The organism is Pseudomonas sp. Irchel s3h14 (genome assembly GCF_900187425.1).
GTDB lineage: Bacteria > Pseudomonadota > Gammaproteobacteria > Pseudomonadales > Pseudomonadaceae > Aquipseudomonas.
In genome coordinates this window covers 282,329-301,325 of the sequence record NZ_FYDJ01000003.1, presented here as the reverse complement: position 1 = coordinate 301,325, position 18,997 = coordinate 282,329, and the positions used below count along the sequence as shown (strand labels likewise).

Annotated in this window: 17 protein-coding genes, 1 tRNA gene and 2 pseudogenes; 2 read left to right on the top strand and 18 right to left on the bottom strand. The window is 57.4% G+C overall.

Annotation, left to right across the window (positions count from 1 at the left end):
- Entirely contained in the window at window positions 1-183 is a 183-nt protein-coding gene (locus CKW16_RS08085) for an AlpA family transcriptional regulator (RefSeq protein WP_095128137.1), read from the bottom strand.
- 98 nt (window positions 184-281) lie between these two features.
- Window positions 282-2,084 (bottom strand): annotated as a pseudogene (locus CKW16_RS08080) (bifunctional DNA primase/helicase); the annotation flags it as partial.
- 208 nt (window positions 2,085-2,292) lie between these two features.
- Here CKW16_RS08080 and CKW16_RS08070 point away from each other — a divergent pair.
- Window positions 2,293-2,952, top strand: coding sequence for a hypothetical protein (locus CKW16_RS08070; protein ID WP_095127954.1), 660 nt, complete (start codon window positions 2,293-2,295; stop codon window positions 2,950-2,952).
- Window positions 2,925-3,902, top strand: coding sequence for a hypothetical protein (locus tag CKW16_RS08065; RefSeq protein WP_095127953.1), 978 nt, complete (start codon window positions 2,925-2,927; stop codon window positions 3,900-3,902). Before CKW16_RS08070 ends, CKW16_RS08065 begins: the two co-directional genes overlap by 28 nt.
- On the opposite strand, the gene CKW16_RS08060 is transcribed toward CKW16_RS08065, so the two are convergent.
- The 16 genes and pseudogenes from CKW16_RS08060 to CKW16_RS07985 form a co-directional block, all read right to left on the bottom strand.
- Window positions 3,903-4,763, bottom strand: a complete 861-nt coding sequence (locus CKW16_RS08060) for a hypothetical protein (protein WP_095127952.1) — start codon at window positions 4,761-4,763, stop codon at window positions 3,903-3,905. It abuts the gene before it with no gap.
- Between the two features lie 65 nt (window positions 4,764-4,828).
- Window positions 4,829-5,704 (bottom strand): DUF4145 domain-containing protein, encoded by an 876-nt coding sequence (locus tag CKW16_RS08055; protein ID WP_095127951.1) that lies wholly within the window; start codon window positions 5,702-5,704, stop codon window positions 4,829-4,831.
- Between the two features lie 36 nt (window positions 5,705-5,740).
- Window positions 5,741-6,037, bottom strand: a complete 297-nt coding sequence (locus tag CKW16_RS32475) for a hypothetical protein (protein WP_095127950.1) — start codon at window positions 6,035-6,037, stop codon at window positions 5,741-5,743.
- A gap of 8 nt (window positions 6,038-6,045) precedes the next feature.
- The gene (locus tag CKW16_RS08045) at window positions 6,046-6,297 is read right to left on the bottom strand and encodes a hypothetical protein (protein WP_095127949.1); all 252 of its coding nucleotides are present in this window, start codon (window positions 6,295-6,297) and stop codon (window positions 6,046-6,048) included.
- Window positions 6,298-6,835: 538 nt separating this feature from the next.
- Window positions 6,836-7,051 (bottom strand): hypothetical protein, encoded by a 216-nt coding sequence (locus CKW16_RS08040; RefSeq protein WP_095127948.1) that lies wholly within the window; start codon window positions 7,049-7,051, stop codon window positions 6,836-6,838.
- Window positions 7,052-7,655: 604 nt separating this feature from the next.
- Window positions 7,656-7,729, bottom strand: a tRNA-Gly gene (locus CKW16_RS08035).
- 162 nt (window positions 7,730-7,891) lie between these two features.
- Window positions 7,892-8,776 (bottom strand): alpha/beta fold hydrolase, encoded by an 885-nt coding sequence (locus tag CKW16_RS08030; RefSeq protein WP_008153011.1) that lies wholly within the window; start codon window positions 8,774-8,776, stop codon window positions 7,892-7,894.
- Window positions 8,777-9,089: 313 nt separating this feature from the next.
- Complete coding sequence (locus CKW16_RS08025; RefSeq protein ID WP_095127947.1) at window positions 9,090-9,782, bottom strand: pseudouridine synthase; 693 nt, start codon at window positions 9,780-9,782, stop codon at window positions 9,090-9,092.
- Window positions 9,783-9,838: 56 nt separating this feature from the next.
- The gene (locus tag CKW16_RS08020; protein ID WP_008153014.1) at window positions 9,839-10,033 is read right to left on the bottom strand and encodes a cysteine-rich CWC family protein; all 195 of its coding nucleotides are present in this window, start codon (window positions 10,031-10,033) and stop codon (window positions 9,839-9,841) included.
- A 6-nt stretch (window positions 10,034-10,039) separates the two neighbouring features.
- A pseudogene (locus tag CKW16_RS08015) lies at window positions 10,040-10,198 on the bottom strand (diguanylate cyclase); the annotation flags it as partial.
- A gap of 48 nt (window positions 10,199-10,246) precedes the next feature.
- Entirely contained in the window at window positions 10,247-12,019 is a 1,773-nt protein-coding gene (gene atzF, locus CKW16_RS08010) for an allophanate hydrolase (RefSeq protein WP_095127946.1), read from the bottom strand.
- Between the two features lie 25 nt (window positions 12,020-12,044).
- Window positions 12,045-15,692, bottom strand: a complete 3,648-nt coding sequence (uca, locus tag CKW16_RS08005) for an urea carboxylase (protein ID WP_095127945.1) — start codon at window positions 15,690-15,692, stop codon at window positions 12,045-12,047.
- Window positions 15,693-15,998: 306 nt separating this feature from the next.
- Complete coding sequence (locus CKW16_RS08000) at window positions 15,999-16,640, bottom strand: urea amidolyase associated protein UAAP2 (protein ID WP_076030050.1); 642 nt, start codon at window positions 16,638-16,640, stop codon at window positions 15,999-16,001.
- 11 nt (window positions 16,641-16,651) lie between these two features.
- The gene (locus tag CKW16_RS07995; protein WP_095127944.1) at window positions 16,652-17,377 is read right to left on the bottom strand and encodes an urea amidolyase associated protein UAAP1; all 726 of its coding nucleotides are present in this window, start codon (window positions 17,375-17,377) and stop codon (window positions 16,652-16,654) included.
- Window positions 17,378-17,389: 12 nt separating this feature from the next.
- Window positions 17,390-18,178, bottom strand: a complete 789-nt coding sequence (locus CKW16_RS07990; protein WP_056742578.1) for an ABC transporter ATP-binding protein — start codon at window positions 18,176-18,178, stop codon at window positions 17,390-17,392.
- Window positions 18,175-18,990: an ABC transporter permease gene (locus CKW16_RS07985; protein ID WP_095127943.1), complete on the bottom strand. Its 816-nt coding sequence runs from the start codon at window positions 18,988-18,990 to the stop codon at window positions 18,175-18,177. Before CKW16_RS07985 ends, CKW16_RS07990 begins: the two co-directional genes overlap by 4 nt.
- Between the last annotated feature and the right edge of the window lie 7 nt (window positions 18,991-18,997).

Here is an 18,997-nt window from a genome sequence, read left to right as displayed (position 1 = left end):
TTACGCGGCGTTTGTGGATTTCCATTGTGTGGGGTTTTTCTGCCAAGCGATAATCGCTGACTCCCTCCATCCTACTCTTCCCGGAGATATCAGTACGGGGCGGGGAAATCTCCCATCCTTCATAGCTCTCCATATAGTCGAATGAGAAAGTGACGTTACTTCAATAACGTCCTTTTCACGCATAAAACGATCCAGCTTGGTCACTTACATTTCCTCCTGTCTTACTCTGGCCTTTTGCTCGAATACGATGTTCTGGTTTCGCATATGGGTGTACTCCTAGTTCAGGCTTTAAAAATCCAGCACTTAACAGTGGGGCAACGGTTGATCATGGGGTTCTTAGCTGATTGTGCAGAGCGGACGGCGCTATCGACAGCCTTGTAATCCAAGAACTTATGACTACGGGATTCTTTAAGCAGGTCTTTCAGCGTAGTGACGTCGGCTAACTTTTGGCGATGCTCTGCGGCACGCTCGGCAAACTCGTTAAGGTTGATGGCGATGATGTCCGGGTTCTTGCTGTGATTAACCAGGGGCTCGTCGTAGATCGATTCCAGATAGTCATAAACCTGCCAAAACTCGGCAACAGCACTGTGGTCTGCGTTGGTAGTGCTCTGCCGCTCGAGCGCCATTTCGACGATCTGCCGGCGTGTGGAGCTGACTTGAACCTCGGTCAGAGTGGCAACCAGTCGGATGGCATCCAGAAGGGCGAACAGCTGAGCGTGGTTTTTGATGATCCGCTCGACACCGATATAGCCCCGCAGGCCGTTACCGCACTTACGGCAGGCACCGTCTCCGTTGAATTGCGTGTCACATGCGAAGCAATGCGTGTGCAGGCGGCGCAACTTGGTTTCGTGTTCAGGAAAACGCTTGCTGAACAGGTCCATCACCTCTGCCTCTTTGCGCACCGCCTGCAGGAGGAAGTGGCTTAGTGTCTTCCCGTCCAGGGCATTGAGCTTGTCCGCTGCAGCGCGGCTTTCCGGGGTGACAGTTGGGCGAATGAAGTGCAGCTTCACGATGCGCGTCATGATCGCTTCGTGGGCAACCACTGCTGCGTTCTGGCTGATTGCGATCGTGCCGCGAAACGGCGGTTCGTAGGTTTCGTTGCCGGCAGTCTTCACGCCCTTGGTCGCCAGCGTGCCACCGCCGAAAAAGTCTTTCAGCTCGTCCCATTCGAAGGTTTTGGCGTGCGCCTTGTCTTCGCTATGGCGGTCGGCCTCGAGGAACACGACCGGCATACCGGACACCTGCCCCATCAAGCGCGACCGTCCGGCCTTGGTGGACTTCATCGGGTCAAACCCTTCGTAGCCTTCACGACCGAGCAGTTTCCACAGCAGGTTGAGCAAAGTGGTCTTGCCGGCGCCGGCTTCGCCGGTGGCTTCCAGGAATGGAAACGACTGGTAGCGTGCACGGATCTGCTCGCAGAACAACGAACCGAAGAAGAACAGCAGCGCCGCCAATCCTTGGGTGCCAAAGCAGATCCAGAGCAGGCGCAGCCACTCCTCGTCGTAGCCTTTCGAATCGCGCTGCAGCTGCACCGGAACGCCCTTCTGCAGGGTCTTGAGGCGCATTTTCCCGAACTCGAAATAGTCTTCGCTATTCACCGGGTAAACGTTGCCATTCTTGATGGCCACGTCGCCGTAGATATAGCACTCGTATTCCTTGCTGTAGCCGACGTAGTCGATGGTAGAGACGGTTTTGATGCCGTAGAGCTGGTCTTTCATGAGCTTGTCCAGTTGTTGGCCGCTGCCGGTGTACATGGCGCCAGCGGCCATCCCCAGCAGTCGCTTTTTGAATTCGCTGGCGGCGGCTAGCTGGCCGCTGGTGAAGGTGTTCTTGACGCTGCCGGCGTCATGGGGGAAGTCCACTCGCAGGTAGTACCAGGACTCGTCCGTGACTTCGTTCCGCTGGAAGTACAGGGCTTGCGGGTAGCAGTTGGCGATCTCCACCACGCTGCCGGATTGCTGCAGTGCCTTTTCTCGCATTTGCGCTTGGTTCAGCAGCTGATCGTCGTGCTGTTCGCTGTCCTCGAGGTCCTGGACGGCACGGTTGTATTTCTCCATGTCCAACTTGAACCAATAGAGGCGGTTGCCGCGCTGGCAATCGCTGCCCCTGGAGCGTTGCACAGTGGTCAAGGCCGCCAAGCAGTCGATGGCCGGTCAACTGGCGGTGCTGGAGAGCTACGCGGCCGACAGCTGAGCAAGATGGTTTGGCTGTCGCTGGTCACCGTCTGGAAGCTCCTGAACTGGACGGGTTTTAAAAGCATCGCCATGTTCCTGCTGCAGACGGTGTTGCCCGCTGGTCAACGACGACGTTCGGCTCGATCTCAAAAGCCCCGGGCGGGCGACGTTCACCATCAAGGCCGGCACCGCCGTGAAAGGCTTGGTGATGCTCGATGTCGGTTACAACGACAGCCCGTTGCAGCGCCATTTCATCGGCTACGTCGAACGCTCGACCACGTCCTCGAGTCTGGAGCAGGTGCTGTTTTGTCGCGAGCTCGCCGCGATCCTGGCCAACCCGTTGCCGTTGAACCTGCGCCATGTGGATCTGCAGGCGGTGCTGGCCGAGGTCAGCACCAAAACTGGGCTGCGCTTCCGGGTGCCGGACAAGCCTTACGCCAAGGTCAAGGCGCCGTTCTTCTACAGCCTGGCCGCCGGTTATCAGGCGATGGATAGCCTGGCCACCGTGTTCAGCATTCCCGACTTTATCTGGCAGCAGCAGGGCAACGGCGAGGTGTTTGTGGGCAGTTGGGCCGACAGCTTTTTCGGAGTCCGCGAACCGCTGCAGCTGCCGGTCGAGCTGTTCGACGGCTACCAGAGTAATCAGAGCGCCATGGTCGCAGCCCTTCCCGGGTTGCGTCCTGGTGCATCGTTCAACCAAGGCGATCGAATCACGTCCGTGACGCTCGCCGGCAACCAGATGGCCATCCGATGGAAGACGCAATCCGCCGTGCAGTAGATCGGCAATTCCCTGAACTCAGCGGTGGTTATCACTTGCCGCGCTTTGGCCGCGTCGTGGCCGTTCCTGATGCGCCTGCAGCACCAGGTCTATGTGACGACTTCCGGCCGCGCTTTGGCGTCGACGTCGAAGTGCTGCTGCCCGATGGCGAGCCGGATCCGGATCTGCCGATCCTCACCAGCTTACCGTTGCCGGCACCGATGGGCGGACAAGAAGCCGGCATGTTCGGCTTTCCGGAAGAGGGCACCACCGTAGTGGTCAGCTTCGCCTATGGCTTGCCGAACAAACCCTTTATCACGCAGATCCTGCCGCACGGACTGAGCCTGCCCCGGGTGCCGAAAGGCGACCAGGTGTGGCAGCACAGCGAGGCCTGTCAGCAGCGCGTCGATGCCGACGGCAACTGGCTGCGCCAGACCGATGGCAAGATTCAGGACAAAGCGATCGAGCGCGAAGTCGAAGCCCTGGACAATACCGAGAGCTTTCAGAATCACACCAGGACGGTGGACGACCATTCGACCGAGTCAGTGGGCGGCATCAAAAAGATCGAGGCATTGGGCGCACTCAAGCTGCTGTCGGGCGGATCCGCGAGTCTGGCGGCAGTCGACGATCTGCACCAGGCCACTGGCCGTGATCTGAACCTGGTGGTGGGGCAGAAGCACAACGCTACGGTGGGCGGCGACATGCAGGAGAAGATCCAGGGGCTGCGCAAGAGCGTGGCCGGGGTCAGCCAGCAGATGCTGGCGCCAAAGAACTGGATAGGGTCGAGCGGTGTGAACCTGTTCCAGGTGGTGTGCGACATGCTTGATCTGCTGCAGCAGATGAACACCCAACTGGCAGCACACACGCACGTACCTGGGCCAACACCAAACCCGGCCGATGCGGCGGCATTCACGGCTAAAGCTACTCAAGCAAATTTTCTGTCAAATAAGCTAAAACTCATTACGTTGTAACTAAGCTGGAATAGGATAAAAGGCTTTGTATGCCTGTGAGTCGCGTGTTTGAGGTTGTATCGAATACCGCTCATTTATAACGGCAATTAGAGGTGCGCGTACTCGTATATCAATATGGTTCAGACACCCAAATAGGTGGTCTTTGAGGGCGTCGTTATCAAGGAAGGTTTTCTCAAAAATATATAATGTTAAGTGGTCGTCCTTGTCTATTTGAATTTTTTCTTTGATGAAGCTAATGTTAATTATGTATTGCAGCATTATGTAGTTGGAAAAAATAGGGGCGGGCCCATTTTTGTTTTCTAAAGAGCTGAATTTTGAAAGGGCTTTTAAGTGCTCTGTTTGGTGGACTTTAAATTTGGTGATATCAATTGTAGCGTTAAAGTACTGGATTGCGTTGTGAAGTTCCTTGAAATACATGTCTTGCCAATGCATCCTGATAATGGCTTTGTGAATTCCCTCGTTTAATGCCGCAAAGATCGCATTGAAATTTCCGGCGTGACTCGTCATGTCATTCATGAATGACATTGCCTGCTTTCGAGACGGCCCTTCGATTCCTGAGAAGGACTCAGAAATTGTTTTCATTTTTGTGATGAGAGTTCTCGCCTCATCTATTAAAACTTTTTGTCTTTCTGAATCGCTGTTTTTCTTGTATTGGTAGATGGCTAGAAAAAAAGCAGCTGCTGTTGCTGGCTGGGCAATGACATTTATGATGTCAATGAATTTTATGGGCCACCAAAAATCATGGGGGGCATGAATGTATAACAGTAAAAGTATTACAGTTAATGCGGCTATGGCCAGTGCTGCATTTGCCAGCATCTTTTGCTTTGATGTTTTATAGAGCCACTTCTTTTCATAGTGCATGAATTTGTTCTCTAGCCAACCGCGTGGTAGGTGGTAGGTTTTTCGTGGGACGCAGCAAAGGTTAATTACGTTACGACATAGTGAAGGAGGGTTTCGTCTGAGCCCATAAATTTGTCATCTTTGCCAAACGACAAGGCTGTGAATTCCTTTTTTCCAATTTTTCTGTTTAGTTCTGATGTGATTTTTTTTAAGTTTCCTGCGATCAGTCTCATATCTTTACCTAGATATTTAGCTAACGGATATTCATCCCCGGCTTTGTAATCATTTAGTTTTGATAGTAGTAATTTCTCAAAGTCCATGTACTCTTCAATTAGAAGTTGTAGGTGCTTTTTTGAATCTTTATCGAGTAGATAGACTGTTGTGATTAGGTGTTCAATAATAACAAGTGCTGCTTGCAATGATTTTTTGCTTGGCGTTATTATTTCATGGGCTGCATCATTGCCCATAAATCGGATTGAGTGAAGTCGGACTGAATCTTTTTTTGATATAAAGCCCTTGCTCGCAAGACTGTTGATTCTTGAGTTTAAATCTCTGCCTGTTACTTTTAGATCATTGCAGATGGCTTCAATCGTTGCCCGTAGCCCTATGCCTGCCAGTGTTAATGAGCCAGCCTCGAAAGCGGTACACACTTCAGAGTAAATAGAGCCCACTATATCAGGAAGCTTATCTCCATCTAATTTCGCTATGCTGGCTTTGGGGTAAATAAAAGTGTCTGTAGGTACGACCCATTCTACGTCCTCGTCTATAAAATATGCGGCCTCAATATCTTTAATTACTCTTCTGAATGAAACAAAATCACAACCGCAACACTTTATTATTTCGTGGGTCTCAGTGTAATGGTAGTCCTCGGGGTTGCCCTCAAAAAAATGCGAGCCTTGAACCTCTTGGTTTGTAGTTCTTTGACATTTTGTGCATTCGCTTCTAACTTTTTTTTCAGACATTCCTTGCCTATCCTTATTATGTTTAAGTTGGAGTGTCTATTCTAAGCGACACCACCAAGATTGTGCATAAGCGCAACCATCAATGTACTCGATACCACTCAGAACGAAACCGGTTACAGCCATACCTGCGAGAGTAGCATCTAGCAGTGGCGGCAAGGGATCCGGGTCGAGTGGCATTCCCACTTCCACTCGGGCGATGTTTGAGGCTCTGCCCAGCTCTTTGCAGATCGTAGAACTAACCAGGACATTGCCTCTGATGGCGGGGTAGCGGCGCCGCGCTTTGACATCCATTGGGACACCACGTGACCGCATTGGGGTAACCAGCACATGCATTGGGTCACCTATTCGTCTTGATCAATGTCGAGAAGTGATTCGATTGCATAAGCTAACGCGCCGTCCGCCTGCTCTAGTAAGTCGCTGAGATCATCGGTGTCGATTTCCCCTCTTTTGTACAGCGCATGGGCCAAGGACAAAAGGGCCTTGTGATGAGCACCAGGTGCTTTGAGTAATGCGGGCTCGTCGTGTAGCAACACTTTCCATTGTTCTAGTGCGATCGCCTTCTCAGGCGGCGCCTCAACATTCCTCTCGATCATCACACCTCCCAAAAAACGTCGCCGATAGCTGTATAAATAAACAGTATATCGATCGCCGTCTCTTGGCTACATCCGTCCGATGAGAAGCTGGGAGATAGTGGTAAAGCCAAAGCCGAAAATCATCCAGCAAAGAAAAATCGCTCAAAAAAGCACTTATCCCCCTCCCGCCGACGGGCTTTGTGTCTCTTTTTTGTGCAAATCCGGATGTAGTGCAAACGAACCTGCAGCCCAGGCGGGCCGTGGGGCTCCGCAGGCTATCGGCGATTTCATTTTGTGAGAGGTTTTGCAAAGAAATGCAGCGCGATTGCACAGCGGTACAGAGGCGGTCACGGAGGGAGTGTTGCTGGAGTGCCCGGTTTCATTAGGAAAAAATGCCAAAAACATCCGAATAAGTGTGTTTTCAAAATCGTGATCGATCTTTTTTGAAAGGATTTGGCCTGCACACGGAGCTGGCGAAAATTTCATGCAGGCCAGGTGTTACAAGGATTTCAGCGCAGTTACGACGTTTCGCAGTTTGACCAGGCGTAACAAGTGCGAGTCAACCGATTCCGGGCCCCCTGAGGCGGGCCAGGCATTGCTTGATGTGGCCCGCATTTTCAGTGATTGCCACCAGTGCTCCTCGAACGTTCTCACCCACCTCCGTTGCCCCCTGTTGCTCTACTCGCAGAGTGAGTTCCATCACAGCAGCTTCTAGCGCCAACTGATTTACATACATTCTTTCAAGCATGTCTGTTAACGAATATTCGCTGAGCATAGGTCGACTCCTTTCGTGAAATCCAAGCATAGACAGTGCCCGCTCAGGTATCTGCTTCATGTCGTAATTTTGCTTCAGATAAAAAAAGGGGCAGCCCACTGGGGGAGTTCCGGGGCGGTTAAAAAAGTGGCTATTTTTCGCCACCCTGTTCGAAACGGAGCAATTAATGCTCTGCAACCCGCGTGGGACGTGGCTTTGACACATGGCGATCAGGAGGACAGGTGGGCTATTTAAAAAGGTATTTAAATACAAAACCCTTATAAATCAGCTACTTGGTGGGGGTGGGTAAATAGCTTTCCTGATAGCCCCATAAATAGTTGGGGTGACCTGAAAAATAGGTTTGTTGAAAGCTCTGAAAGCCTTGATCTATCTGGGTTGTAGAGTAAAGAGAAAATTAAATAGCTTTAATAGTCACTTTAAACTTCAACCGGAAAAATTGAATCTGTCCGGCGGGGAGGGTATCTGACGGGCGAGGCTCTCACGGTCCGACCATGCTGCTGGTTCGCGTAAGCATGGGGGGAGGTGGATTCTTAGAAACTGTCACTGAAACTGTCACCAGACGCTATTGGATGTCCGTGGACTGCGCTGGAGGCCTTGAAAATAGTGGAGCGGGTGAAGGGAATCGAACCCTCGTTATCAGCTTGGGAAGCTGGAGTAATGCCATTATACGACACCCGCTCAGAGCGGCTGACTTTGTACCAGATGTGGGCGTGGAAATGAAGTTTTTCTTTGCGTGGGACGGCTTTAGCGCCGGGTGGAACAACAGCTAGGACCGTGTGACGGTCTATCGCGGGCAAGCCTTGCTCCTACAGGGCGAAGCCTGCTCGCGATGACGCTGTTTCAGATGGCCAATGCATGTTGGTCCTGGACGTAGTGATAACGCGGTCGACTTTCGTGTTGCGAAGGTTTCAGAAAGCCCAGCAATGCGTTGCGGCTATCTCGGCAAGCGGCTTTGTGTTCCATGTCGAGAAAGTGGCCGGTGGCCTGCAGGGTGGTGAAAGTAGCGTGTTGTACATGGTTGGCGAACAGTTGAGCGCCGTCGGCAGCGGTGTATTCGTCCCATTCGCCGTTCATGAACAGCACTGGCACGTTGACTTTCTCCGCGGCTTTGAAAAAGCACTGGCGATCACTCTGCAGCAGATCGCTGATGTGAAAGTGCATCTGCCCGTACTCATGCTCGGCCAGGGAACTGACGTGCCGATAATTGAAGCGTTTGAACAGTGTCGGCAGGTGTTTGCCGATGGTGCTGTTCACCAGGTTGCCAACCCGGTCACCGTCCCGGCTGCCGAGGTAATCGATGCCGCGCTCGAGGTAGTCGAGCATGTGCGCGTTGATCTCCGGAGAGAACGAGCTGATCACGGCTTTTTCGATGCGTCGTGGCTGGTGGGCCAGGGCGACCAGGGTTGCGGCGCCACCCCAGGAAAACGACAGCACGTGTTCGGCGGCGAAGTGGTCGATCAGCTCCAGGAGGATCTGCCCTTCGATTTCCTTGGTCAGCAATTTCTCGTGCAGGTTGTGGGCTTTCGACTTGCCCGCGTAGGGCTGGTCGTAGCAAACCACATTGAACTGCGGGTGAAGGTTTTTCACGGTTTGTGCAAACGACGCAGTCGTGGCCATCGAGCCGTTGACCAAAATAATGGTCTTCTCTGCGGCGTCTGCGCGATAGAACTCCGTGTAAACCCGATACTGACCCTGTATATCCAGCACAGCGATTTCTGGCCTCATGTCATAAGACTCCTGGCAAGCGGGTATGCGTGCAAATCAGATTGCACGAGCTTTGTGACAGGTAGGCATACGCCTGGAATTTGAGAGGCCCATGTCGATCCATTGCAGTCCGGTCGACGGGTATTGTTATTGGCGGGCAGTCTGCCGGGGGAAAGCGGAACCTGAGGGTTCTCTACCGGCAAAAAGTTTCTTAGAAGTATGTTGTGACTCATCGGTCACATTTCGGCCGACGTCCTGATTCAAGCAGGGGTCACGTCATCGCGCAAGTATCTTTGGAAAATTGTTCGACAACTTCTGCTGAGCGGTCGCCTGCTTAGATCAATTGAATCTCTTCGGTGCGCAATGCGCGGTACTCGCCCGGTTTCAGGGCACTGTCGAGCACCAGCGGGCCCATGCTTTCGCGGTGCAGGCGCAGCACCTTGTTGTCGAAATGGCCGAACATCCGCTTCACCTGATGATAACGGCCCTCGACGATGCTCAGTCGTGCGGACGTTGGGCCGAGTACGGCCAGCTCGGCGGGTTGGGTGGTGAGGTCTTCGAAGGCGAAGTACAGGCCTTCGGTGAATTTCAATGCGTATTCCGGGCCAATCTCTTGCTCGGTTTCTACGTAGTAGACCTTGGGCAGTTTGGTTTGCGGCTGGGTCAGGCGTCGCGACCAGCTGCCATCATTGGTGATCAGCATCAGGCCGGTGGTGTTGAAGTCCAGCCGGCCGGCGATGTGCAGGTCCTCCTTGTCCGGCTCATGGATCAGGTCGAGCACGGTCGGGTGTTGCGGATCGCGGGTGGCACTGACGCAGCCAGGCGGTTTGTGCAGCATGAAGTAGCGTGCAGGCTTGCCGACTTGCAGTAGCTCATCGTCGACTTCCACGCGGCTGAACTCCAGTACGTCGGCGTGAGGGTCGCTGACGATTTTTCCGTCGATCCTGACGCGCTTTTCCACCAGCAACAGACGCACCTGCTTGCGGTTGAAGCGCGGCAGGTTGCTGAGGAAACGGTCAATGCGCATGACGAGGGATCGGTAGGGAAGGGGCGCGTATCTTACGTGATCGGTTGTGCGGTTGCTTACAGCTGCGCCTCGACTTGCGCGCAGCGTGGGCACAAACAGGATTTGTCGCGCAGTTCGGGCGGCAGCGCTTCGAGCACCGCCGGGTCGATGCTGACGCCGTAGCACCAGCAGGCCCGATCGGCGGTTCGCGGGTCGGCCAGGGTGCAGTCGTTGGAGGCGCCGCAGGCTGGGCAGAAATCTGGCTTATTCATGTAGGGTTATTCATAACTGGAGTGAGGCATTTCCACGCAGGTGCGGTTACGGCCGGCTTGCTTGGCCCGGTACATCGCATGATCAGCCCTCGAGAGCAGCGTGTGCAAGGTGTCATCGGTCTGCAGGGTGGTCAGGCCGATGCTCACGGTCAGCTGCAAGGCCAGGTTGAGGTACAGCGACTGGCGGTATTCCCACGCGGAGCGTGGGAACGATCATTTGGCGAGGTAAGCACGCCATCCGCCTAAATGGCTGATATCGGCTGCCCCCTCCAACCCATAAGCCTCACAAATAAACCCGCTCTCCCAGCGCCCATCCGCCAATTGCACCTTGCCCAATCCCAGCGGTGCCGGTATCCCGGTCAAAAACGAACCCAGCTCACGGCTCGGCAATTCCCAAACCTCCACCGCAATCGCCACACCTCCATCCTTCACGCGAACCATCCCGGGGCGAAACGGTGGGCCGCCGGCCAGGGCATACAGTTGATAGTCCGGCGAGCTGAACGTCGTCTCGACCAGTCGAGCCCCGCGCTGCTTCAACTGCCAATTCAGCGCCAACCCATCCAGATGCGCCCCACACACCACCAACCGCGCCCGGTCATTACGCGCGGCAGCCGTCGGCGCAGGCGCGATTAAACTTTGCTGGCGCTGCAACGCATCCGCCACACCCAACAAATACTGATCAGTAAACGCCCGCCCGAACAACGTCACGCCCCAAGGCAAACCATTACCCATGAAACCGCTGGGCACGGCGACGGCGGCGTAATCGAGCAGGTTCATGAAGTTGGTGTAGTAGCCCAGTTCCGAATTGCGCAGCACCGGTTCGGCGTCCAGTTCCGCCAGCGTGACGGGGCGGCCGATGGTGGGTGTGAGCACGCAATCGAGGCCGTCCAGCGCCTCGTCGCACAGGGCTTTCAGCGCTTGCAGACGGTACTGGGCGCGGAAGGTTTGCACGCCGTTCACCGCTGGAGCCTTGGCCAGCACCGCGCGAATCACCGGCAGCACAGCTTCTGGATTTTTCTCCATCAACTCGCCGGCCACGCTGTAGCGCTCAGCCACCCACGGCCCTTCATAGAGCAAACGCGCCGCTTCAAGGAACGGCGACAAATCCAGCTCCACCGCTTCACCGCCCAAAGCCTTGAGCTGATCGATGGCATCACCAAACAACAGCGGGCCTTCAGGGCAGCCGAAGAACTCCAGATCCTGAGCACGCGGCACGCCAAAGCGGAAGGGGCGAGGAGCACCAAACGCCGAGCCGTCATTCCACAACGGATTGCTACGGCTGTATTCATCGCGGGGATCTAGATGCGCAGTGAGCGCAAGCAACTGACTGGCTTCCCGAGCAGTCGCGGTGAACGTGGTCACGCAATCGAGGGTGCGGCAGGCCGGAACCACACCGGCCGTGGAGATCAACCCTTTGCTGGCTTTCAACCCCACCAGATTGTTCAGCGCCGCTGGCACACGCCCGGAACCCGCCGTGTCCGTGCCCAGGGAAAAACTCGCCACACCGAGCGCCACCGCCAGTGAAGACCCGGCGCTGGAACCGCCCGACGGATACTCCGGCAATACGCTGTTCGGGCACGCGCCATACGGCGAGCGACTGCCGTTAAGCCCGGTGGCGAATTGATCAAGATTGGTCTTGCCCAACGGAATCGCGCCCAGCGCCAGCAACTGCTCGACGATGGTCGCCGAGCGCTCCGGCACATAGGCAAATGCAGGGCACGCCGCGGTCGTTGGAATGCCGGCCAGGTCGATGTTGTCCTTGATCGCGAACGGCACGCCGTACAGCGGCAGGCTTTCGATATCGCGACCGTCGAGTGCGGCGAGGTGCGGTTCCAGTTCTTCAACACTGAGCAAGTGGATGAACAGGTGATAATCCGGGTTCAGCGCCGCGGCTTTATCGCGCAGGCTCAGCAACAGTTTTCGAGGCGTGGTGCTGCCGTCGCGGTAAGCGCTGCGCAGGGCGTCGAGTTGCAGATTGATGTTCATGGCGTTAATCCTTTTCAAAGTGGGTTCACTCAAGTTCCAGCACCACGACGCGCTGTCCGGCGCGCACCGCCGAACCCGGTTGCACGCGAATCTCGCGGACCACCCCGGCCATGGGTGCGAGCAATGGGATTTCCATCTTCATCGACTCCAGAATCACCAGCACATCACCCGCGGCAACCCGGCTGCCGGTTTCAACCTGAACCTGCCAAAGGTTGCCGGCGATGTGGCTGTCGACGCTCTGTTGACCGCTGGCCAGCGGTGCGTCCTCGGTCACTTCCGGGACAAGTTCTTCGCTGTCGAAATGCGCCTGGCCACTGGCGATCCAGCGCTCACGCTCGGCGTTGAACGCACATTTTTGCTGATCGCGAAACGCGGCAATGCTCTCGGCTTCCTTCGTCAGGAAGGCTTGGTAATCCGCCAGATTCAGCTGACTGTGCTCGATGTTCAGATCGAAGCGCCCGAGTGGGAAATCCCGTCGAATGCGCAGCAGTTCATCGGCACTGACCGGGTAGAAACGGATCTGATCGAAGAAGCGCAGCAGCCACGGTTTGCCATCGAATGCAGCGACCTCGCGATAGCGATTCCACATCTGCAAAGTGCGGCCGACGAACTGATAACCGCCAGGGCCTTCCATGCCGTACACGCACATGTAAGCACCGCCGATGCCCACCGAGTTTTCCGCGGTCCAGGTGCGGGCCGGGTTGTATTTGGTGGTTACCAAGCGATGACGCGGATCGAGTGGCGTGGCGACCGGCGCACCGAGGTAGACGTCGCCCAGGCCCATCACCAGGTAGCTGGCGTCGAACACCGTGCGCTGCACTTCATCGAGGTTTGGCAGGTCGTTGATGCGCCGTATGAACTCCAGATTGCTCGGGCACCACGGGGCGTCCTTGCGCACGGTGGTCATGTATTTTTCGATCGCCAACTGGCAGGCCGGGTCGTCCCAGGACAGCGGCAGATGGACGATGCGCGAGGGCACTTGGAGGTCCTTGGCGGCGCACACGGCGTCCCATTCGCCGGCGACGATGCCGAGCAGATCAGTCAGCGGCAGTTGTTCAGGTTGGTAGTGCACTTGCAGCGAGCGGATGCCTGGCGTGAGGTTGATGACGCCGTGCAGGTTTTGGCTTTCCAGGGCCTGCATCAAGGCGTGGGCGCGAAAGCGCAGGACCAGGTCAAGTTCGGGGGCGCCGATCTCCAATAGCAAATGAGTGTCGCCCGACAGTCTCGCGACCAGCCGCGTATCGTCCTGACCCAAATCCAACACCACCGGCGACTCAATCCCTTGTGGGAGCGGGCTTGCTCGCGAAGAGGTCGTGTCAGACGACGTTGATGACACAGACACACCGCTTTCGCGAGCAAGCCCGCTCCCACAGGGGGTATTCCAATTCAGGGCGAGGTTGCGGGCGGTCTTGATATCGACCGGGAGGAACTGAACTTTGTCCCCAGCCTTGAGCTGGCCCAGCTGCCAAAGATCCGCCTCGATCACCGTCACAGGGCAGACAAATCCGCCGAGGCTAGGGCCGTCGGGACCGAGGATTACCGGCATGTCACCGGTAAAATCCACCGCCCCAATGGCGTACGGATTGTCATGAATATTCGACGGATGCAGACCCGCCTCGCCACCATCGGCACGCACCCATTCAGGCTTCGGCCCGATCAACCGCACACCGGTTCGGCTGGAGTTGAAATGTACTTCCCACTGGGTGGCGAAGAAGGTGCCAATGTAGTTTTCGGTGAAGTATTCCGGTGCGCCATGAGGGCCGTAGATCACCCGGATCTGCCGCAGAACGGGCAACTCGGTGACCTGTTCTTCAGCCAGTTGTTGACCGGCGCTGCGGTCGTTCAAAGCAGGGAGATGCAACACGTCGCCCGCACGCAATGCACGCCCGCCATGCCCACCAAACTGGCCGAGGGTGAAGGTGCTTTTGCTGCCCAGATAATCCGGCACTTGCAGGCCGCCGCGCAGGCACAAATAGCTGCGAGCGCCAACTCCGGCAATCGTTCCAAGGCTCAAAGTAGCGCCCGCCGGTACCAGCAAAGCCGTGTCCATCGGCACTACTTCACCATTAAGGGTCAGTGGAATCACTGCCCCGGTCACCGCCACCACCGCGTCGCAATTGAAGCGCAGCAGCGGCCCGCTCATGGTGATTTCCAGCGCAGCGGCGCCTTCGTCGTTACCCAGCAAAAGGTTGCCCAAACGCAACGTGCGACTGTCCATCGGCCCTGACGGCGGCACGCCCACGGCCCAATACCCAAGGCGGCCCGGATAGTCCTGAACGCTGGTCTGAGTGCCAGCGCTGAGCACTTCAAACGTGTTGGCCTGATACACCAAACCTTCCAGGCAACGCGTCCACGGCTGGCCGCTGGCGAAGGGCATATCGAGCAAAATCTGCCGCAAATAATCGCGGTTGGTTTCCACCCCGTACAGCAGGCTGTCGCCCAACGCTTGATGCAAATCGGCAGCGGCTTCTTCGCGGGTCGGCGCCCAACTGATGACTTTGGCTATCATCGGATCGAAGTACGGTGGGATCTCGCAACCGGCCTCGACCCACGTGTCGATACGCAAGTGTTTGCCATCGGCGGCAGGGAAGTTCACGGCGGTCAGCAACCCCGGGCTCGGCTGAAAATCGCGCCCCGGATCTTCGGCGTAAAGCCGTGCCTGAATCGCATGGCCGCAGGCTTTCAAGTCTCGGCTCAACTCGCTCAACGGCGGCAAATCACCTGCGGCCAGTTCCACCATCCAGCGCACCAGATCCACGCCCCAGACTTGCTCGGTGACGCCGTGCTCCACCTGCAAACGGGTGTTCACTTCGAGAAAGTAGAAACGCTGAGCCTCGCTGTCGAAGACGAATTCAACGGTGCCGGCGCTGCGGTAATTCACCGCTTTCGCCAGTTTGATCGCCGCCGCACACAGCTCTTCAGCCATGCCCTCGGGGAGGTTCGGCGCCGGGGTTTCTTCGAGGACTTTCTGGTTGCGGCGCTGCACCGAGCAGTCGCGCACGCCGAGGGCAATCACTTCGCCCAGGCCGTCGCCGAACACCTGCACTTCCAGATGACGGGCGCGTTGGATGTACTTCTCGATGAACACCCCGGCGTCGCTGAAGTTGTTCTGGCCGAGGCGTTTGACGGCCTCAAAGGATTCGCTCAATTCGGCAGCGCTGCGGCACACGCGCATGCCGATACCGCCACCGCCGGCGGTGCTTTTGAGCATCACCGGGTAGCCGACCTGTTCGCCGGCAATCAGTGCTGCGTCGAGGCTGTCGAGCAACTCGGTGCCCTCGAGCATCGGCACGCCGTGTCGCTTGGCCAAGGCGCGCGCGGTGTGTTTGAGGCCGAACACTCGAAGCTGCTCTGGCGTCGGGCCGATGAAGGCGATGTTGGCGGCTTCGCACGCTTCGGCGAACGCGGCGTTTTCCGAGAGGAAACCGTAGCCGGGGTGGATCGCCGTGGCGCCGGTGGATTTGGCGATGGCGAGGATTTTGTCGACCGCCAGATAGGTGCCGGCGGCTGCGCCTTCACCGAGGCTGTGGGCTTCATCGGCCTGCAGAATGTGCAAACTGGCGGCATCGGCTTCGGAGTAAACAGCAACGCCCTGGACCTGCAATTCACGCAGGGTGCGCAGGATGCGACAGGCAATGGCGCCACGGTTGGCAATCAGGACTTTTTCGAACATGGCATAACCCCCGGAGGCGATAGCGCATCAGCCTCGACCTGGGATGCGGGCCGTCCCGCAGTTTTCGATAAGCGCCGAGGTCGTCCCCGACGGCAAACACAGTTCACCCCAGAACACCACCGAACCCTTGTGGGAGCGGGCTTGCTCGCGAAGACGGAGTGTCAGTCGACATTAATGTTGAATGTAACGGCCCCTTCGCGAGCAAGCCCGCTCCCACATTGGATTTAGGGTGTTCTTACTTTTTTAGGCACTGGCCGGAACGGGCCTGGCACAGGGTGAACAACCATCTACGCAACCGCGCGAATTTCAGTTCCATACCAGCAGCTCCGCAGGGGTGGGGTTGTAGGCGTTACACGGGTTGTTCAGTTGCGGGCAATTGGAGATCAGCACGATCACGTCCATCTCGGCCCGCAGATCAACGTATTTGCCCGGCGCCGAAATCCCGTCCTCAAACGTCAGCCCGCCATCCGCCGTGACCGGCACGTTCATGAAGAAGTTGATGTTTGGCCCGATGTCGCCCTTGCCCAGTCGCCCGTCGTGGACGCAGGCGCGCAGGTAGTTATCGCGGCAGCTGTGCATGTAGCGTTTCTCCAACGCATAACGCACGGTGTTGCTCTCTTGCGCGCAGGCACCGCCGAGGGTGTCGTGTCGACCGCAGGTGTCGGCGACGATGGTCAGCATCGGTTTGCCGAGGTTGGAATAGAGCACGCTGCCGGTGCTCAGGTAGACGCTGTTCTGTCGGCGCAACGTGCGTTGCACGTCATAGCGTTCCTTCGGATTGGCAACGCTGTAGAACAACGTGTCGACGGCCTGGTTGCCTTCCAGATCGAGGATGCGCAAGGTCTGGCCGGCCTTGACCTCCATCAGCCACGGTTCACCGGCCGGGATGGTCGCGCGGTAGATCGCGGTTTCGGGCAGCTGTTGAGCGGTAGCGATTGCGAGTGACATGGTAGCGATCCTCAGGCGAACAGACGGTCGGTGTTGATGAAGCCGCGCTGGTTTTCCGGGCGCGAGGTGCGGCAGTGTTCGGCGACGCTGGCGTCAGCGTTCATCCAGCTGAGCTTCAGCGGTTTCGGTGCGTATTCAGGCGAAGGGTCCATCGGATGTTGCAGGGCGGTGAGCACCACCAGCGTGTCCATCGGCGCATACAACTCGATGTAGTCGCCGGCCCTGGAATTGCCTTCGACGAAGTGAAAATGCCCGGCCTCATCGACGTTCACCCGGCTGAACAGGTTGAGCGTCATCAGCAGGTCGGACAGGCCCAGCCCCCACTTGCCCAGCTCCACCAACAGGTTGTCGGTGCCGTTGCGGAAGAAGCCGTTGCGCAGTTCCTGGTAGCGCCCCGCGCCGTATTTTTCCGCGACCTCTTCAGCGCAGAGCACGCCGCCGAGGCTGTCGCTCCAGCCGCAGGTGTCAGCAGTGATGGCGGCCAGCACGCGGCCCATGTCCGAATACAGGCAATGGCCGGTGGTGAGTTTGGCGGTGTGTTGGCATTTGAGGCTGTCGGGCAGGTTCAGGCGTTCGGTTTTTTCATTGGCGTTAAGCAGCGTCAGGCTGACGTTGGCACCGCCGCGCAGGTCGGTCAGGCGCAGCAGTTGGCCGCGTTTCAACACGAAGGAGCGATGGCCGCCACCGGGGAGCATTTCTTCGGCGAAGGGCGGGAACAGTTGGGTCGAATCAGTCATTTCAAAAATCCTCTAAGCGGTACGAAGCGTGCCTGCCAGCTCAGCCGGTAAGGCGTCGACGGCGGCACGGTTGGTGCGGCGGTCGCTGTTCAAAGGGATGTCGTAAGTGATGCGTGCGCCATAGGCACCGGGGGCGTGCGGATCAACGCGGACCTTGTCGAACACCAGCAGGCGGGTGCCGAGACTGAAGCCTTCGGACAGATCGTGGGTGACCATGAACACCGTCAGTTGCGTCTCGCGCCACAGCTCCAGCAGCAAACCGTGCATGTCCTTGCGGATGCCCGGATCGAGGGCGCCGAACGGTTCGTCGAGCAGCAGCACGCGCGGTTTCATGATCAGCGCCTGGGCAATCGCCAGTCGTTGTTGCATGCCGCCGGAGAGTTGCGCCGGGTACTTGTCCAGCGAATGGCCGAGGCCGACTTTGTGCAGCAGCACTGAGGCTTGTTCGCGTGCGTCTTTTTTTGCGCTGCCGAAAAGGCGCCCGAGCAGGGGCGAGCGCGGCAGTTCGAGGCCGAGGGCGACGTTGTCCAGTACCGTTAAATGCGGGAACACCGAGTAGCGCTGGAACACCACGCCACGGCTGGCATCCGGCTCGCCGGCCAGGGCTTGGCCATCCAACAGAATCTCGCCTCGACTGGCGCGCTCCTGGCCCAGTAACAACCGCAGGAAGGTCGACTTGCCGCAACCCGACGCACCGACCAAGGTGCAGAACTCACCCTCGTTGACGTTCAGGTTCAGCCCTTCGAGCACCACCTGATCGGCGTATTGCTGCCAGACATTTTTCACTGTGATGAAGCTCATGCGCGGGCCCCCTCATACCAAGGGAACGCCCGTTGGGTCAGGCGTTTCAGGCCCCAATCCATCAGCCAGGCGAGCAGAGTGATCCAGACCACGTACGGCAAAATCACGTCCATCGCCAGGTAGCGGCGCACCAGGAAAATCCGGTAACCGAGTCCGTCGGTGGACGCAATGGCTTCGGCAGCGATCAGGAACAACCACGCCGAGCCGAGCATCAGCCGCAACGAGATAAGCAGCCGTGGCAGCAATTGCGGCAGCACCACGCGCAGCATCAGCGTCCAGGTTGAAGCGCCGAGGGTCTGGGCCTTGATCAGCAACTCGACGGGAATTTCCCGGGCGCGTTGCTCCAGATCACGAGCCAGGCACGGAGTGATGCCGATCACGATCAGCATTACTTTCGACAATTCCCCCAAACCGAACACGATGAACAGAATCGGCAGAATCGCCAGCGGCGGCACCATCGACAGCACCGTCAGCAACGGCGACAACGGCGCACCGAACAGCGGCAGGGTACCGGCGGCGATGCCCAGGCACAGCCCGGCCAGCGCACTGATGCCGAGGCCGATGGCCAAGCGTCGAAGGCTGGACGCGGTGTCTTGCCAAAGAAAATAGTCGCCGGTGCGGCTGTCGGCGGTGAACGCCAGGCGTTTCACCGCGTCAGTCATCTGCACGGCGCTCGGCAGCAGCTTGTCATTGGGGTTGTCCGTCAGCCGCTCGGCCGAGCCCATGAAGTAGGCGAACAGCACCAGAGCAAATGGCAGGATCACCAACAGCAGGCGACTCGGACGATCCGGGTGGCGATTGATCAGGCGCATGGCCAGG

What these genes read in the sequence shown, in the direction of transcription:
- atzF (WP_095127946.1), bottom strand. Translation starts at nt 12,019, where the DNA reads ATGAACATCAATCTGCAACTCGACGCCCTGCGCAGCGCTTACCGCGAC.
- CKW16_RS32475 (WP_095127950.1), bottom strand. Translation starts at nt 6,037, where the DNA reads ATGCATGTGCTGGTTACCCCAATGCGGTCACGTGGTGTCCCAATGGAT.
- CKW16_RS08085 (WP_095128137.1), bottom strand. Translation starts at nt 183, where the DNA reads ATGCGTGAAAAGGACGTTATTGAAGTAACGTCACTTTCTCATTCGACT.
- CKW16_RS08030 (WP_008153011.1), bottom strand. Translation starts at nt 8,776, where the DNA reads ATGAGGCCAGAAATCGCTGTGCTGGATATACAGGGTCAGTATCGGGTT.
- CKW16_RS08000 (WP_076030050.1), bottom strand. Translation starts at nt 16,640, where the DNA reads ATGTCACTCGCAATCGCTACCGCTCAACAGCTGCCCGAAACCGCGATC.
- CKW16_RS07985 (WP_095127943.1), bottom strand. Translation starts at nt 18,990, where the DNA reads ATGCGCCTGATCAATCGCCACCCGGATCGTCCGAGTCGCCTGCTGTTG.
- CKW16_RS07995 (WP_095127944.1), bottom strand. Translation starts at nt 17,377, where the DNA reads ATGACTGATTCGACCCAACTGTTCCCGCCCTTCGCCGAAGAAATGCTC.
- uca (WP_095127945.1), bottom strand. Translation starts at nt 15,692, where the DNA reads ATGTTCGAAAAAGTCCTGATTGCCAACCGTGGCGCCATTGCCTGTCGC.
- CKW16_RS08020 (WP_008153014.1), bottom strand. Translation starts at nt 10,033, where the DNA reads ATGAATAAGCCAGATTTCTGCCCAGCCTGCGGCGCCTCCAACGACTGC.
- CKW16_RS07990 (WP_056742578.1), bottom strand. Translation starts at nt 18,178, where the DNA reads ATGAGCTTCATCACAGTGAAAAATGTCTGGCAGCAATACGCCGATCAG.
- CKW16_RS08055 (WP_095127951.1), bottom strand. Translation starts at nt 5,704, where the DNA reads ATGTCTGAAAAAAAAGTTAGAAGCGAATGCACAAAATGTCAAAGAACT.
- CKW16_RS08025 (WP_095127947.1), bottom strand. Translation starts at nt 9,782, where the DNA reads ATGCGCATTGACCGTTTCCTCAGCAACCTGCCGCGCTTCAACCGCAAG.
- CKW16_RS08045 (WP_095127949.1), bottom strand. Translation starts at nt 6,297, where the DNA reads ATGATCGAGAGGAATGTTGAGGCGCCGCCTGAGAAGGCGATCGCACTA.
- CKW16_RS08040 (WP_095127948.1), bottom strand. Translation starts at nt 7,051, where the DNA reads ATGCTCAGCGAATATTCGTTAACAGACATGCTTGAAAGAATGTATGTA.
- CKW16_RS08065 (WP_095127953.1), top strand. Translation starts at nt 2,925, where the DNA reads ATGGAAGACGCAATCCGCCGTGCAGTAGATCGGCAATTCCCTGAACTC.
- CKW16_RS08060 (WP_095127952.1), bottom strand. Translation starts at nt 4,763, where the DNA reads ATGCACTATGAAAAGAAGTGGCTCTATAAAACATCAAAGCAAAAGATG.